13 protein-coding genes are annotated in these 16,631 nt (G+C 52.9%); 4 read left to right on the forward strand and 9 right to left on the reverse strand.

Translation table 11 applies throughout. The features are described from left to right. Positions 1-45 precede the first annotated feature (45 nt). Complete coding sequence (locus tag ACAN56_RS10495) at positions 46-738, forward strand: DUF4097 family beta strand repeat-containing protein (protein ID WP_379142595.1); 693 nt, start codon at positions 46-48, stop codon at positions 736-738. On the opposite strand, the gene ACAN56_RS10500 is transcribed toward ACAN56_RS10495, so the two are convergent. Together ACAN56_RS10500 and ACAN56_RS10505 are read right to left on the reverse strand one after the other, a co-directional pair. Continuing rightward, complete coding sequence (locus ACAN56_RS10500; RefSeq protein ID WP_379142597.1) at positions 725-2,500, reverse strand: sensor histidine kinase; 1,776 nt, start codon at positions 2,498-2,500, stop codon at positions 725-727. The two genes, ACAN56_RS10495 and ACAN56_RS10500, sit on opposite strands and share 14 nt — an antisense overlap. Next, on the reverse strand, positions 2,497-3,294 hold the full coding sequence (locus tag ACAN56_RS10505) for a response regulator transcription factor (RefSeq protein ID WP_038598194.1): 798 nt from the start codon (positions 3,292-3,294) through the stop codon (positions 2,497-2,499). The genes ACAN56_RS10500 and ACAN56_RS10505 overlap by 4 nt, the downstream gene beginning before the upstream one ends. 211 nt (positions 3,295-3,505) lie before the next feature. Here ACAN56_RS10505 and ACAN56_RS10510 point away from each other — a divergent pair, with 211 nt between their 5' ends. Further along, the gene (locus ACAN56_RS10510; protein ID WP_379142600.1) at positions 3,506-4,555 is read left to right on the forward strand and encodes a peptidoglycan DD-metalloendopeptidase family protein; all 1,050 of its coding nucleotides are present in this window, start codon (positions 3,506-3,508) and stop codon (positions 4,553-4,555) included. Positions 4,556-4,737: 182 nt separating this feature from the next. Here ACAN56_RS10510 and ACAN56_RS10515 read toward each other — a convergent pair whose 3' ends face one another. Beyond that, positions 4,738-5,088: an ArsR/SmtB family transcription factor gene (locus ACAN56_RS10515; RefSeq protein ID WP_038598198.1), complete on the reverse strand. Its 351-nt coding sequence runs from the start codon at positions 5,086-5,088 to the stop codon at positions 4,738-4,740. Positions 5,089-5,224: 136 nt separating this feature from the next. On the opposite strand from ACAN56_RS10515, the gene ACAN56_RS10520 reads away from it, so the two are divergent. Then, complete coding sequence (locus ACAN56_RS10520) at positions 5,225-6,619, forward strand: MFS transporter (RefSeq protein ID WP_379142603.1); 1,395 nt, start codon at positions 5,225-5,227, stop codon at positions 6,617-6,619. Positions 6,620-6,710: 91 nt separating this feature from the next. Here ACAN56_RS10520 and ACAN56_RS10525 read toward each other — a convergent pair whose 3' ends face one another. Beyond that, on the reverse strand, positions 6,711-6,878 hold the full coding sequence (locus tag ACAN56_RS10525; RefSeq protein WP_063829780.1) for a CxxH/CxxC protein: 168 nt from the start codon (positions 6,876-6,878) through the stop codon (positions 6,711-6,713). A 44-nt stretch (positions 6,879-6,922) separates the two neighbouring features. After that, positions 6,923-8,731: a M3 family oligoendopeptidase gene (locus tag ACAN56_RS10530; RefSeq protein ID WP_379142606.1), complete on the reverse strand. Its 1,809-nt coding sequence runs from the start codon at positions 8,729-8,731 to the stop codon at positions 6,923-6,925. A gap of 345 nt (positions 8,732-9,076) precedes the next feature. On the opposite strand from ACAN56_RS10530, the gene ACAN56_RS10535 reads away from it, so the two are divergent. Then, positions 9,077-10,471: a DUF2252 domain-containing protein gene (locus ACAN56_RS10535; RefSeq protein ID WP_379142608.1), complete on the forward strand. Its 1,395-nt coding sequence runs from the start codon at positions 9,077-9,079 to the stop codon at positions 10,469-10,471. 80 nt (positions 10,472-10,551) lie between these two features. Here ACAN56_RS10535 and cydC read toward each other — a convergent pair whose 3' ends face one another. From cydC to ACAN56_RS10555, 4 genes are read right to left on the reverse strand one after another with little or no spacing between them, the layout of a single operon-like run. After that, the gene (cydC, locus tag ACAN56_RS10540; protein ID WP_379142610.1) at positions 10,552-12,351 is read right to left on the reverse strand and encodes a thiol reductant ABC exporter subunit CydC; all 1,800 of its coding nucleotides are present in this window, start codon (positions 12,349-12,351) and stop codon (positions 10,552-10,554) included. Next, the gene (cydD, locus tag ACAN56_RS10545; RefSeq protein ID WP_379142613.1) at positions 12,348-14,111 is read right to left on the reverse strand and encodes a thiol reductant ABC exporter subunit CydD; all 1,764 of its coding nucleotides are present in this window, start codon (positions 14,109-14,111) and stop codon (positions 12,348-12,350) included. The genes cydC and cydD overlap by 4 nt, the downstream gene beginning before the upstream one ends. Then, positions 14,111-15,127, reverse strand: a complete 1,017-nt coding sequence (gene cydB / locus ACAN56_RS10550; RefSeq protein WP_038598208.1) for a cytochrome d ubiquinol oxidase subunit II — start codon at positions 15,125-15,127, stop codon at positions 14,111-14,113. Before cydB ends, cydD begins: the two co-directional genes overlap by 1 nt. Further along, positions 15,114-16,517 carry a cytochrome ubiquinol oxidase subunit I gene (locus tag ACAN56_RS10555; RefSeq protein WP_038598210.1) on the reverse strand — a complete coding sequence of 468 codons (1,404 nt, stop codon included), beginning with the start codon at positions 16,515-16,517 and terminating at the stop codon, positions 15,114-15,116. Before ACAN56_RS10555 ends, cydB begins: the two co-directional genes overlap by 14 nt. Positions 16,518-16,631: the final 114 nt, after the last annotated feature.

Here is a 16,631-nt window from a genome sequence, read left to right on the forward strand (position 1 = left end):
GTACACAATGCTCTTCCATATTAAATTTAGAAAAGGGGAATTCCAATGCGCTGGACATGGAGATTATTAATCGTAGGTTGCCTGCTGCTAGTAACCGCTTGTAGCAAGGGCGCAGAAACATCGTCAACTCAGAAGCTTGAACTGGAGGCTGACAAGCTGACGAAGCTGGTTATAGATAACCGCAACGGAGAAATTGAAGTAAACGGTGCAGACACGGATACGATTGAAGTCACCGCCGTGGTCACCGCCAAAGGCATAAGTATGGATAAATTGAAGCTGAAGCTGCGGGCAGAAGAGGCTACTGCTTATTTGGAGGCTTCCTTTGGCGGCCAGATGCTGGCTATGGGTTCCGGGGCCGTAGATCTGGAGATTACACTTCCGCGTGAACTCGCTGTGAAGCTGGACTCGCATAGAGATGGCAAACTTAAGGTTGCCGATCTCTCGGCTCCGCTGGAGGTGGACAACGTGAACGGAGATCTGGAGGTTATCGACACCAAAGGTCCGGTAACACTCTCCAGCCGGGACGGCGATATCACCGTGCGCAATATTGGTACCGATGTTGATATCGATAATATCAATGGACATGTTGTGGTAACCCAAGTAGAAGGTTCGGCCGAGGTTGCTGTCGGAGACGGGTCCCTGGATATGGATCACATTACGGGCGATGCCGTGATTTCCCAGACCGGGAATGGTGAAATTAAGCTTGGAACCATTGGCGGAAACGTTAGCCGGAAATAGCAGCCGCCAGACCATCCCAAATAAGCCGGATTTCCGTTCCTTTGCCGGGGGCGGAACTCACGGTGATCTGTCCACCCATCGCCTCAACCAAGCCCTTGGAGATCGCCATGCCCAGACCCGAACCGTTCGTTGTGGAATCCGTATCTCCCCCGCGGTAATACCGCTCGAATAAATTCGCCGCCGTCTGCTCATCCATCCCCTGGCCATTGTCGCGGAAAATAATAACCAATCCGCCGGTATCCATCGCACTCAGTGTTACGGTAAGCTGCGTATCCGAAGAATTATGCAGCAGCGCATTGGCCGTTAAATTGCCGACGACCCTCTCCATCCAAGGCCGATAGATCCTGGCGGTAATTTCTGTGTCAGGGGATTGATAAATGATCCGCCCCTCTCCATACTCCGGGTTGGCTGCGGCCTGTTCCAGCGCATTGCCAAGCCAGGCTCTCATCTCCACGGCCTCGGTCTGCGGGACATGAATACCCGACCTCAGCCGGTAGGTAATGGCCAAATCGCTGATCAGCGTATCCATATGCGCCGACTTCTCCAGCATGATTGCAGAGAACTTGCGGACTTCTTCAGAGGACCAGTCATAAGTATCCTCGGCGAGCAAATGGGCATAGCCTTTAATGGAGGAGAGCGGGGTTTTCAAATCATGGGTAATGCCGGTAATCCATTCTTCCCGCAGGGTCTCTGTCCGCTGCCGCCGGTCCTCGTCACGCCGCAGAATCTCAGTCAGCTGGTCCAAGGACAGCATGACATCGGCAAAGATAGAATAACGCCGCTTCCACTTGCCTGACTTCAGCCGGCTTCGCGGACGGCCTTTGCGGTCCACCGGTTCGTCATAAGAGCCCTGCCCGAGGGAATCGAGCCAAGCCAGCATATGGAACATCGGAGCGCCGAAGCGGCGCGCGTTCAAGAAGGACAGCAGCGCAAAGATCAGCAGCGTCGCCCCCAGCATCCCGGCAATTCCAGTCAGTACAATACGCATTTCTGCGGAGATCAGGGGGGCCTTGGCCGATGACTTCGCCGCATCATTGGGCAAGCTTACCACCCAGGTCTGGCCGGTATCTTCATTATAGTCAAACGCCATACGGTATCCGTATCTTCCCTCATACTTCGAGCGCAAGGCAAGCTCTTGTACAGTATATTTGGCTGGAGCAGAATCCGGCCGGTTAAAAGCCGCCACCTCACTGCCCTCCGGATTAAGCAGCTGCACATAACCGCCAAGCGCCTGGATCCGGCTTTCTGTCTTCGCTGAAAGCAGCAGCTTCCCCTCCGCATAGGAGGAAGGTTCTTCGCTGACCGCTTGCAATAGCGGCTTAAGCACCTCAGGCACCCCATAGAGAAGCGTGTACATTCTGCCGTGTTTCTCCTGAATCCAGAGGTAGACGTCATACGGGAAACCCTGCTGCTGCTGCTGCCAATAGGCGGCCAGCTCTCCCGGATTATACTGCGCCGGAACATCAGAAGGCGTGTTGTAGGACTTCTCTACTTTTCCGTTCTCATCCAGACTTTGCAGCCATCCTTTATTTTGCTTGACCTGCTCCAGCAGCTTCGGGTCGAAGATAATGCCGTCCGCTCCGAACTCGGAGGATTCAACCAGCCTTTCCAAACCCACAGAAACAAAATTATCGGTGAGATTAATCTCCGAGAGCCGCAGCAGCACCCACATAACGGTGATTGCCGCAATAAGCAGCACAACCAATCCGGCGATGGCCGAATGCAGCACGAACCGGAGGGTCAGACGCCTTTTCATCTTCATACCTGTCCCTTTTCCCTCCCGCTGCGCTGTACCAGCTTATATCCCAGTCCTCTAACGTTGACCAGATACACGGGATTGGCAGGCTCCAGCTCTATCCTTTCGCGTATACGGTGAATATGTACCATAACTGTATTATCGTCACTCAGCGCGGCCTCGCCCCATACCCGTTCGTACAGCTCGCTTTTGGTGAACAGCCGGTTCGGATGCTTGCAGAAAAATAACAACAATTGAAACACCAGCGCCGGACAGGTGACCACTTCCCCCTCCACTCTCAGTTCGCCCGCCGTCTCATCCACCTGGAATCTTCCGAAATCATAGCTAATGTTCTGCTGAAGCGGCTGCCGCTCCTGCCTGGCATTTCCCTGGGGAGGCTGTCCGTGTTGCCCCTCTTTATTTTGAACAGGCTCCGGCCCGCCCGCGTCACCCAGATAACGGCGAAGCTGCGAACGGATCCGGGCCACCAGCTCCAGCGGATTGAACGGTTTCGTGATATAATCATCGCCGCCGACCGCAAAACCGGTAAGCTTGTCAAAATCGGAAATACGCGCAGACAAAAACAGCACCGGCGCATTCGTCGTCTGCCGCAGGAAAGGGCAAATATCAATCCCGCTGCGCCCCGGCAGCATCACATCCAGCACAATCAGGTCATACACCTTGCTCTGGCAGGCCAGAATAGCAGCTTCACCCGTACCCGCCGAATCTATATCCGTGAATCCTTCTTTATAAAGTACCGTCTTAATCAGCTCAACAATGGACGCCTCGTCATCGACGAGCAGAATGGCAGCATGGTTCATGCCAGTTCCCCTTTCGATCTAGTAATCGCAACTATCATAACATGATTGGCTCCGCCAGACTGGCCGCACAACCTTAACAATAGCTTAATTCGTCTGCCAAAACCGTTGTTCAAAGTTAAGCAACCGTTAATGCAGTGTTATACTGGCGGAAATACTGACTAGCTACAATAAAGAGACGATAGGACAACAGCACTGCCGGGAGGAACAACATATGCGAAGCATCAGCAAAATAATGGCCGGTACGACGGTCTTGGCCGTCTTATTATCAGCCTGTGGAGGAGAGAATTCGATGAATAACAGTCCGGAGGCATCAGCATCTGCCAACCCCACAGAAGAGGTAGCACAAGTTACGCCTTCCGTATCCCCTGAAATCAGCAAAAGCGGACAACAGCCCGTACAGCCGGAGAATTTGGCGGGGGCCCTGTTAAGCGGCAATTTCAGCGGGATTTATGAGCGGTTCAGCCCTGAATTCAAGCAGCAAATCAGTGAAGATGAGGTCAAGGAGATGGGTTCGGCGTTTATTCAAGGGGTCACTGCCTTTGAGCCTTCCACCGTAATGCGGCTGAATGGCGCCGAACACCGGATATGGACAAGCGATGAGGGCGACAAGGGGATTATTGCTGTTTTTGATGAAGCGGGCGTCATTCACGGCCTGAACATCACGGAGCTGACCACCTATCCCGAGACAGATAAGGCATTGACCCGGACTGCCATGACGCTGCCGTTCCAAGGGGATTGGTTTGTATTCTGGGGCGGCAGCAACGTGCTGAACAATTATCATTATGAGTACGAAAGCCAGCGCTACGCCTATGATTTCGTGCAGGAAGTGAATGGACTTTCATACGAAGGAGATCCGCTGCGCAATGAGAGCTACCATGCTTTCGGGAAGAATGTCACCGCCCCTGCTGACGGAATCGTCACCGAAGTCATAAATGATATCCCCGATAATACCCCTGTGGGCGTGATGAATGAAAAAGAACCCCCAGGCAATCTGGTCGTGATTGACCATGGCGGGGAATACAGCTTTTTGGCCCATCTGAAGCAAGGTTCGGTCACCGTAAAAAAAGGCGATTCAGTCAAAACGGGCGATATCATCGGGAAGCTTGGCAATTCCGGCAACTCCAGCGAGCCGCATCTGCATTACCAGGTATCGGACGGAGCCGACCTGTTCGGCTCCCGGTCCCTCCATATCCGGTGGAAGGACAATCTTAATCCGCTGAAGGGCCAGACTGTAACCGGCAAGGCCGCTGCAAACCGCTAACAGCTCAGGAAAAGAAGAATGAACATGATAGGATACGCCTTAGACAAGCACCTTAATCTGCATAGTACGAACTGGACCCTGCTTATAGCAGGGTTCTTTTTCCTTCTATAGAAACAGCAAAAGGACGTGCTATGACGTCCTCTTTTTCATTTGTTGTGCAAAAGAATCCGAAAGCCTGCCGTCTAGTGCTCTTCCGTCTTCTCCATAAACAGCAGCTTTGACTCGCCAGCCGATTCATAGGCCTCCAATATGGAATCCAGCAGGCCGGGGAACCGCTCTTCCAGGTCATCGGAGCGCAGCGACAGCAGTCGCTGTGTTCCCTGGGCACGGGTGTGGACGACTCCCGCCTCACGCAGCGTGCGGGCATGATGCGACATGGTCGATTTGGCGATAGGAACATTGAAGCTGTTGCAGGCCTGTTCACCATGCTTGCGGATTTCCGAAACAACATATAATCGAAGAGGATCGCTGAGCGCATACAATACGGAAGCAAGCTGAATGTCTTTACGGTCCGGATGATACAGTATCTTCATAGATAAATATCCCCTTTGTGGTGCAGATGGGTGCAAAATATTTTAAAATCCCTAATTGCATTTTACCTTACTGCATGCTATATTTCAATTGTTCGTAAGTAATCGAACTATCAAACAATAAAGGAGTGGCCCTCACATGAGCTCAAGCTCTACATACCCACCTGCAGTGGACAGCTCAGCCCCTTCGGTGGAAGCCACTCTTCCACGGGAAGGGCTGCTGACCGTTCTGTTCAGTGTCGCCATTGTACTCGTTATAATGAATACCGCTATGTTCAACCTGGCATTGCCCGATGTGACTGAAACATTCGGCATCACGGCTGCATCTGCTTCCTGGATCGTAACCGGGTATTCAATCATGTTCTCCATTGCCTCCATCACATTCAGCCGGCTCTCCGACTTCCTGCCGATTCGCAGGCTGCTTACTATAGGTCTGCTGACGCTTGGCCTGGCGGCGATTGCCGGCTTCTTCAGTTCAAATTTTGTATTTCTGCTGATTGTACGTATTGCGCAGGCTTCCGGTGCAGGCGCGGTGATGTCCCTGTCACTCGTGCTGTTCACCCGCTATGTCCCGCTGGCCCGCCGCGGCAAAGCAATGGCGACCATCATGTCTGCGGTTTCGCTTGGCCTGGGTCTCGGTCCGGTGGCCGGCGGAAGTATCGTCGAATATCTCGGCTGGCACTGGCTGTTCGCCGTTACGGCCGCCATCCTGCTTCTGGTGCCGCTGTTTCTGGTACTGTTGCCCAGAGAAGTGCCCCGCCGCGGTTCATTCGATGCGCTCGGCGGACTGTTTCTCGGCATCGGAACGACCGGCCTTCTGCTGTTTCTGACCGGCGGATACTGGATTGCGCTGATCGCCGGAGTGGCCTCCCTTGCCCTGTTCATCCGCCGCATTGGCAGTACTCCCGATCCGTTCGTAATGCCTGCACTGTTCCGTGACCGCTCCTATCTGGTCCTGTCACTGGTCGGAATCGCTTCTTATTTATGCAGCTTTGCCACCTTGTTTCTGCTGCCGCAGATTCTGACCCACCGCTTCGGCTTCAGTGCAAGCCACGCCGGGCTGGTTATCTTTCCGGGGTCACTGCTGGCGATTATCGTCTCCCGGGGGGTAGGACGGATTATTGACCGATATGGCAATGGGGGCATTCTGCGATATGCGCCGCTTCTTGTGCTAACCGCCACCGTCCTGTTTGCTTTGCTCGCCGCCCACTCCTGGATTGCGGTCATGTTGACCTATATGATCATGAGCCTGTCCTTTACGGCGTTGTCCAGCAGTGTATCCAATGAAATCTCGCGGATTCTCCCTTCTGCCCAGATCGGCTCCGGTATGGGATTGTTTCAGCTGCTTCAGTTCTTCAGCGGGGCATTCAGCGTAGCACTGGCAGCCAGCGCCTTGGAGTGGCAGCGCGGATTATCGCTTTCGTCGGCTTACTCCAACATCTATTGGGGACTTTCACTGGCCGCAGGAATTGCTATTCTTTCAGCCTTTATGTACCGCCGCAGCAGCCGGACCGGAAAACTGGCAGATGCTTAATCCCCTATATTTCCACAAAAAAGCACCGGGCCGCTTGTAACTACAGCAGCCCGGTGCTTTCTACTCTTGCCTGATTACTTATTGAAGGTCCCTAGACCACCAAATACTCCGCATTTTTCTCGCATTCCGCACATTTCGCCGGCGGGTCCCAGTCCGAGAACTCGGTTTCCTTCAGATCCACAATATCCGGTGCATCCTCGTACTCGTCCACAAACTTGTCGATGGCCAGCTCCACATGTTCCTTACACACTACGTACATTCAATCAAGCATCCCTTTCTGTGCCGCTGCGGCGTACACTCCTTCTATTGTTCTACCACACTTCCCGGCAAAAAGGAACTACCTCTCCCAAACTGCAGGATATCCTCTGCAATGAGAGCCAGCGCATCCCGCCAGAACTCCAGTGAATACACATCAATGTCCATCAGTTCCGCGGCATCCGCGATGGTTGTTCTGCTGCTGGCTTCCAGGAAGGATTGATACTGGTTCACAAAATCCCCGCCCCGCTTCTTATACTGTGCATATAGTCCTTTGGAGAACAGCAGCCCGAACGAATAAGGGAAATTCAGAAACTCGTTGCCTGTCATATAATATCCGGCTTTGCTGATCCACTGGTATGGATGAATCGATTCCGGAGCGACACTGTCACCATAAGCGGCAGTCATTGCCTCCAGCATCAGACTGTTAAGCTCCTCAACAGTTAACGCTCCTGATTTCCTTCTATTATACAGCCGGCTTTCGAACAGGTAGCGGGCGTAGAAATCAACGATAAAATATCCGGCGTCGGAAAGGCTCCGTTCCAGGATAGGCAGCATTTCTTCCCCCGGGGCAGACTGAAGCAGCGCCTGATGGATCAGACTCTCGCAAAAGATCGATGCCGTCTCGGCAATTGGTATCGGATAATCGGTATTGACCATCGTCTCCCCGGCGAGGCAGCTGCTGTGGTACGCATGTCCAATTTCATGCGCCAGCACACTAACATCCATATAACTTCCGGTAAAACTTGTCATAATCCGGCTCTCTCCGATCGGGAAAATATCGACGCACATCCCGAAATTCCCCTTCCCCGCTCTTGGTTCAGCATCAATCCAGCGGCGGTCGAATACTTTGCGGGCAAACTCTCCCAGTTCTGCACTGAACGTGCTGAACCCGGCTACGATAAGCTCCTGTGCCTGCGGATAGGTGATTCTGGCAGAGGACTCCCCGCCAACCGGAGCAAAGATATCATAGAATGGCAGCGGGCCCGTGTGGCCCAGGAGCTTTGCTTTTTGGAGATAGTACTGCCCGAAGACCGGCAGGCTTTCCTCTATAGCCTGAAGCATGACTTCAAGCGTCTCTTGATCCATGCGCGAAGCTGCCAGCACCTTATGCAGCGGCGAGGCATACCCTCTCAGCTCATAGACTGCTGCCGCTTCTCCGCACACGGCATTGAGGCAGGCCGCACTCTGTTCCGCCACGCTCCGGCAAACCCCGGCCTCAGCTTCATACGCTGCTTTTCTAACCCGTGGATCACTGTCATAGACCAGATTTCGCAGTTCCGATAGAGACAAACTACGAATCGCACCTTCCATTTCCACATCCGCGCGCAATGTAGATAAGGTTCTCATATACAGCCTCTCCCAAGCTTTGGCACCGGTATTCTGCATCCGGGCAATGACCGTCTCAGCCTCTTCACTGAGCAAATACTGTGACTGCTTCTGAAGCTGGCGCAGATAAAAGGCATGTCCGGCAAGATAATCGCTTGATTGTATGATGTTCTCCAGATCCTCCGCGCTCACTTGGGCCAGCCATTTGCTGAAGCTTACCAACGCTTCGCCGGCACCGGCTGCGGTATCCTCCAGTTCATCCATGCTATTCACTGCTTCTGCATTGCCGCTGTCACTGCTGAAGACCAGCTCCGCATAACTGAACAGGCAGAGATATACTCTTTTGAACGCGTTGTAACGCTCCAGGAACTCTTCCGTTTGTTTGGCCGCATTATCGTTATCCTTTAAATGAAGAGCCGCCCATGCCTTGAGGCCGCTGGCAAGGGTCTCCGCAAGTTTAAGGTCCTCTTGAAATTGATCTGACTGGAATGAGGGGTACAGGCTCTCCAGGTCCCATGTTAAGTCCATCTGCATTTATCTCCTTATCATAGACGCAGCTGAAGCTATACGTATCCCGGCAACCAGCCATAAATACATATAGCGGGCTGCGTATAGTTGAATGTATTTTCAGAACTCTTTAACCTGCGGTTGCAACTCACATGCTTCCACCTCTTCCGATGTTTTACAAGAAATTCATTCAAGTATATCACGCTTCCTCATGGTAAAATATGCGGTAAATAACTGGATATAACCCACTAACAGCGGTTCACAGAAAGGAAGATGGCGGATCTTCCATAAGATCATCAGGAACTATCAGGGTTAATGCGTTATGATAAGCTTAATTCTATTTATTCCCGCAAAGGAGTACCTATCATGATCAATGAATCCATAACCGAAGGTGTCATTCGTACCCGTACGAAACTCCGCAAAGATCTGCTAATCTCCATTTTTGATGAATTTGACGGCACCCTTATGGGCCTGACTCCCGGGAAGCGGGCAGAAAAGTACCTGAAGATGTCGCTTAGCCCTTTTTCATTCTACCGGGGCAGCTCTTATCTGTTCTATTTTGACGCCACAAGACAATACTTTCCCTACCACACTTCGGCGGAGCGCCCGACCTGGATTCAAGGGGACCTGCATTTCGAGAATTTCGGGGCTTTCCGCAGCGAAGATGGCTCTATCGTATATGACGTCAATGATTTCGATGAGGGTTATGTCGGCTCTTATCTGTACGATATATTGCGTATGGCAGGCAGTATTGCGCTTGTCGGGCGGCAGCTGGGGTACGGGGAGGCAGAGCAGCTTAACGTAATTGTGGGTTTTGTGCAGGCCTATTCCAAAGGGATCCGCCGGTTCAGCCAAGGCAAGGACAACCCCGGCAACTTCGTAATGAATGAGAACGGGGCCAAAGGGCCGGTGAAGAAGCTGCTCCGCAAGCTGGAGAAACGCCGCCAGGGTCATTTCCTGGAAAAGGTCACGTCCCAAATGCAGAGCGGCAGAGTATTTCTGGAGAACTCCGAGCTGGCTGTTCCAGAGGTAGAGGAGCAAACGTTGCTGGAGAAGGCCTGGAGTTTCTATATGCAGACGATTGTCGCCCGCAGCTGGAATGACGATCATTACCGGATGAAGGACATTGCTGTCAAACATGGCTCGGGCACTGCATCCATCGGGCTGGACCGTTACTATATATTGATCGAAGGCGGAAGCAGTCAAGAAGATACCGACGATACCATTTTGGAAGCAAAAGAGGTTCGTGTGCCAGTCCCGGCTTATTTCATGCCTTATTCGGAATCTTTCTGGAGCTCATTCGGACATCAAGGGAAACGTGTGGCGGCTACACAGCAGGCGATGCATCACAAAGCTGATCCCTATCTGGGCTTTCTGACGATGGATGGCCGGGATTTTTATGTCCGCGAACGCTCCCCGTATAAAAAAAGCCTGAAGCTCAAAGACATCGCAACTGTAGACGATATGCTCCAGGTTGTTGGAGTCATGGGCAGCCTAACGGCCAAAATGCATGCCAGAGCCGACGCCGATGTGGACCAAGGAATCCTCTCCTACCACAGCGAGAAGGAAATTGCCAAAGCGATGGGCCCGGACCCTGATGCTTTTGCCCGCTATATTTCCCAATGGGCTTACGGTTATGCCACCCAGGTGGAGAAAGACTTCGTGATGTTTACAGAATGGGTGAAAGAGCGGTTTGGAGAGGAAGCGGAAGTGCCTCAGGTGGTAGCTGCCCCGGCTGTAGGAAGCGAGAATCGCCCATAGCGTGAAGCATATAAATTCAATTCTTATTAAAAAAGGCTCTTTCCCCCTCTTGGGTGGAAAGAGCCTTTTCGTATACATCTCTATTCTCCTGCTGCCGTGTTCACGAACCCGCTTGGCCGGTCCAGCTCATACAGCTTGCGGTAGCGCGGTTCCTTGTCCATCAGCTCGGCATGGGTGCCGCGCATTTCCACGAACCCGTTCTCCATAAAAATCACTTCATCCATCTGCTCTGCACCGACAAGATGGTGGGTGACCCAGATCAGCGTCTTGCCCTCCATGGCCTCGAACATAGTAGCCAGCAGATCCCGCTCTGTACGCGGGTCAAGCCCGACGGTTGGCTCGTCGAGTACAACTACCGGTGTATTCTGCAGCAGAATCCGCGCCAGGGCTATCCGCTGGCGTTCCCCGCCGGAGAAGCGCTGGCCCGCCTCGCGCACCGCTGTGTTATAGCCTTCCGGCAGCGATGAGATCAGTGTATCCAGCTTGGCCAGCTTGGCGGCCTGCTGAATGTCCTCATCAGATGCATCGGGATCACCAAGCCGGATGTTATTGGCTACGGTAGTGTCAAACAAGTGCGGGCTCTGGTTCAGTACGGCAATAAGCTGCGGAATTCTCTCACCATAAGCGGAAGCTTCAATGCCCTTAATCGTGGCCGAACCGACGGAAGGCGAAATGACGCCCTGAATCACCTTCAGCAGTGTCGATTTCCCTGCCCCGCTGCGCCCGATAACAGCAATCTTCCGGCCTTGCGGAATATCGAGCGTCAGATTGCGGATCGACCAGTCATCTCCCGCAGCATAGCGGTAACCGGCATTCTCCAGCCGGATAGGCGCCAGCCCGGTTTCCTTGATCGCCTTGACCGCAGCATCCACATGGCGTGCAGTGTCAGCCTTCCCCGAATCCGGTGCTGCCCCCGCCATATTTCCTTCCGCGGCTTCCACGCCGGACAGGCGCTCCAGCGAATTGCGGTATTGCGGGATCTTCTCTACCGCTTCCGAAACCGGCAGGAAAGCATCTGCTACCGGAAAGACCACCAGTACAAACGCTGCAATCAGCGTTCCGGCAATGGCCCCGTCCGCGAATTGGCCGGCGGCCCAGTACAGCATCGACAGCACGCCGATGCCGACAACCGCCTGCCCGATGAACATGCGCAGGCGCGCCCAGCGACGCAGCGCTCCGTCGGTGCGGGCGACAGCTTTCTCATCGGCCTCGTAGGTTTCCACGAATTGGCCCTGCCGTCCGCTGATCACCCAGTCGCCCATCCCCAGCACAGCATCCGTCAGCTTCTGGTAGAGGCGGTTACGCTCCTGCTTCACCTGACGCTGGCGTTTTTGCGTCAGCAGCAGGGAAATCAGCGGCAGCACAACTACCAGCACCAGCATATAGAGTCCCATCAGCAGAGCAAAAGCCACATCAAACGTGCCAATGGAAATTACCGCCGCCGCGTAGATCAGGAGAGCAATAATGCTTGGGAATACAGTGCGCAGATACACATTCTGCAAATATTCAATATCGTCGGCCAGCATGCCGAGAATATCCCCGGTACGGAACCGCGAAGATAGAAACAGCGCCTGCGGCTCCAGGATATTGTAGAGCCGGATCCGCATCTTCGAGAGAATCCGCAGAATCGTATCATGCGAGACCAGGCGTTCCGCATAGTGGATGACCGCCCGGCTCGTCCCGAACGTGCGCACGCCGACAATCGGCACATAGATCATCAGTATATTTTCTGGCGGTATGGACGCCTTTGAGATCAGAAATCCCGAAGTGTACATCAGGGACGAAGCTGAGAAAATCGTCAACGCACCCAGCACGATAATCAGCAAAAACCGCCAGAAATAAGGGGAGACATAGGGAGCAAACCATCCTTCACGTTTCAATGGATTCCCTCCAATTGACTTTGAATAAGCTCATAATAAGCACCGCGCCGGGCAACTAGCTCCGGATGGGTACCAACCTCGGCCACCTGTCCCTGCTGCATCACGACAATCAGATCCATATCGATCATCCAGTGCAGGCGGTGGGTGGCGAGAAACACAAGTTTCCCTGCAAATAGCGGCAGCATCGTTTGCTTCAGCTCGTATTCCGTCTCTATGTCCAGATGGGCGGTCGGCTCGTCGAGCAGCATGACCGGACGGCTGCTCAGCAGTGCGCGGGCCAGCGCGACGCGCTGTTCCTGACCGCCGCTGAGCGAACGGCCGCCGCCGCCGATCATTTCATCCAGTCCGCTTGGCAGCGACTCCACCAGCTTGGATAATCCAGCGGCGGCCATCACCGAAGCAACAGCTTCCGTCGAAGCTTCCGGATAATAGAAACGCACATTATCCGCCAGCGTGCCGCTGAAAATATACGGCCGCTGCGGAATATATGAGGTCTGCTTGCGCCACTCCTCATCGGTAAGCGCACTGACACGGTTCCCGTTAATGCTTATGCTCCCTGAGGTAGGATGCAGAAAGCCGCCCAGGATATCGGCCAGTGTGGATTTACCCGCGCCGCTCTCTCCGATAATTCCAATCTTCGCAGAACCCTTGAACTCCAGGTTAATGCCCTCCAGCGAGGCAATCCCGTCTGCTTCATATTTAACGCCAACCTGTTCCAGTTTCAGCACACTATCCTGCCGCCAAGTAAATACAGCGGCAGAAGACGGCACGGCTGTAGGAGCTTCCGTTCCCCCAGCCTCCAATACCTCCGCTGTTACCGTATCCCGGTCGATAATGTCCTTCATCGCTTCACCGGCTTCCTTGCCATCCAGCGTAGCATGGAAATCCGCTCCGACCAGCCGGACCGGCAGGAAATATTCCGGCGCCAGGATCAGAATGGTTAACCCGGTAACCAGGGTCATCTGCTCATTGACCAGCCGCAGGCCAAGGCTTACAGCTACTGAGGCCACAGATAACATCGTGAAGAAGTCCATCGCGAAGGAAGACAGAAATGCTACACGCAGCGTACGCATTGTAGCCGAACGGTAGCGGTCACTGACCTCGGCAATACTGTCACTATGACTGCGGCTGCGCCCGAGAAACTTCAGCGTCTCCAGCCCGCGCAGCGAATCAACAAAATGATTGGACAGCGTCCGGTAGGACTTCAGCTGGCGGTCCATTTGCTTGCGGGCAGTCATTCCGATCAGAATCATAAAGACGATAATAATTGGCATCGTCAAGGTAAGAATAACACCGCTCGACGTATCCAGAGTATAGATGTATACCAGAAGCAAGACCGGTGTTACCGCCATGCCTACCATCCGCGGAATAATAAGCTCTATATAGGTGCGGAACTTCGTTACTCCTTCAAGCACAAGCGTAACCAGATTTCCCGTGCCCCGGTCGCCCGCCAGCCTCGGTCCCAGCTGGAACAGCTTGTCCATCATTTGTCTCCGCATGCTGCTGCCGGTGTTCTCCGCGAAGCGGTAAGAGACGCGGCTCATCAGCATGGCGCAGGCATGGCGTACAAGAAACGCAAGAAGGAACAAGAGCATTGTCGCCCCTTGTTCCTTCAGCGGTTCTCCCGCAAACAGCGCAGAGACTACTTCTGCCAGCGACTTAGCCAGCAGAAGTATGGACAGGCTTTGCACCAGGGTAAGGAAGCCTACGATCAGAAAGACCGGCTTAACTCCTTTGTACCCAAGCAAATTTTTATCCATTAGTATTCAAGATGCTCCTTCTCGTGAACCCGTTTGTGGAAGATGAAATAACTCCAGATCTGATAACCGAGCACGAACGGCAGCAGCGTCAGCGCTACAATCGACATCACCTTCAGTGAATACTGGCCCGAAGCCGCATTGGTGATCGTCAGATTAAACGCCTCATCAATAGAGCTGATCATAACCCGCGGGAACAGTCCCACAAATATCGACATCACCGACAAAGCCATAACCGCTCCGGTCATCCCGAATGCCCAGCTGTCCTTCTTCTTGGTCATGAAATAGCCGGACAGAACGAAGGCGGCAATGCCTAGAATCACTAATACCAGCAGCAATGCACCACGTTGTTCAAACACATCTGTCATATAGTAAGTCATAATTACAAAAGCAACCAGCAGCGCAGCCAGCGGGAACAATAACTTCTGCGCCAGCTTGCGCGCACGAACCTGCAGATCGCCAACCGTACGGAGCGTAGTGAACATCAAACCATGCACCAGGCAAAGCAGCACTACAGTAATCCCTGCGACTACGGTATACACATTCACGATGTCGAAGAATCCGGCATACATCTGCATGTCACCGTCAATCGGCAACCCCTTGATGAAGCTCGCGAACACTACTGCCAGCAGGAACGGCGGAAGGAAGCTGCCGAAGAAGATGCAGGCGTCCCAGGTTCTTTTCCAGGCCAGTGAATCGCGTTTGCCTCTGAATTCAAAGGCGACACCGCGGGCAATCAGCGCCAGCAGGGCAAAGACAAACGGGATATAGAATCCGCTGAACAGCGTTGCGTACCAGTTGGGGAAAGCAGCGAACATCGCGCCCGCACCCGTCAGCAGCCATACCTCATTCGCATCCCAGAACGGCCCGATCGAGTTGATTAGCACCCGGCGTTCCGTATCATTCTTGGCCAGGAACTGCGTTTCCATTCCTACGCCGAAGTCGAAGCCTTCCAGGAAGAAAAATCCGATAAATAATACCGCAATCAGCACAAACCACAATTCATTAAGAGAAAGCATGCGATCCCTCCTTACTATATGGATCATGCGACTCACCGTGATCGTTATCCATGGCATAAGGGCCTTTTTTGATAACTTTGATGAACAATCCGATCAGTACCGCTCCCAGAATAGCGTAGATCGCCGTAAAGGAGATCACCGAGAACAGCACCTGTCCAGCCGATATATTAGGAGACACACTGTCTTCTGTCGTCATTAATCCGAATACCGTCCAAGGCTGACGTCCGATCTCTGTCATGATCCAGCCTGCAGTATTGGCAATTGGCGGAAGCAGCAGCCCCCAGAACATGAACCGCATAAACCAGGTGTTCGGACGTTCCATCTTTTTGCGCCACATCAGATACATCGCATACATGCCGAGCACAATCATCAGCGTGCCTGCGACCACCATGATCCGGAAGCTCCAGAAAGTCGTACGAACAGGCGGGATATAATCCCCCGGGCCGTACTTTTGTTCATATTCTGCCTGCAGCGTGTTCATCCCTTTAACTTCACCGGAGAACTTACTGTAGGACAAGAAACTCAGCATATAAGGAATCTTGATTTCCCCGGAGTTTGATTTATTGTCAGGATCGATAAAAGCACTGGCTGTCCAAGCCGCAGGGTCACCACTGTCCTCCCAAAGGGCTTCCGTAGCTGCCATCTTCATCGGCTGTGTCTCTACCAGATACTGCGCTTGGGCATGACCTGCAACGGCTACCCCCATGGAGGAGACAATGCCGACAATCGCCGCAATTTCGAACGATTTTCTAAAGAAAGGCACATCCTGCTTCTTGAGCATTTTATAGGCACTGATACCCGTTACCAGAAATGCCCCTGTAGCGTAAGCCGCGAGCACCGTATGCGGGAATTCCACCAGCAATTGTCCGTTTGTAATCAAAGCCAGGAAATCATTCATTTCGGCCCGGCCATTATTCATCGCAAAACCAACAGGGTGCTGCATAAAAGAATTGGCTGCGAGAATCCAGAATGCCGATAACATCGTTCCCAGCGCTACCATCCAGATGGACAGTAAATGAATCTTCTTGGAGACTTTGTCCCAGCCAAAAATCCATAAGCCGATAAAAGTAGACTCCAGGAAAAACGCCAGCAGCGCTTCAATCGCAAGTGGAGCCCCAAATACATCCCCGACAAAGCGGGAATAATCGGACCAGTTCATTCCGAACTGGAATTCCTGCAATATCCCTGTTACTACCCCTACTGCGAAGTTAATGAGAAATAGCTTTCCCCAAAACTGCGCCATTCTTTTGTACTCATCGTTGCCTTTTCGGACATACATCGTCTCCATGATCGCGATCAAGAGTGCAAGTCCAATAGATACCGGTACAAAGAAGTAATGAAAGATCGTCGTCGACGCAAATTGTATACGCGACAGCATAACTGTATCCATGTTTCTTCCCCTTTCTTCTCCCCATTCGTTATGTCTATTCTGTCAAAAATTTAAGGCTTAAAGTGTGATAATTATCACATTATACACCCGGATTCGGCCTAAAAAACAATAAAT

This window comes from Paenibacillus paludis, from assembly GCF_042610515.1.
Taxonomy (GTDB): domain Bacteria; phylum Bacillota; class Bacilli; order Paenibacillales; family Paenibacillaceae; genus Paenibacillus_AQ.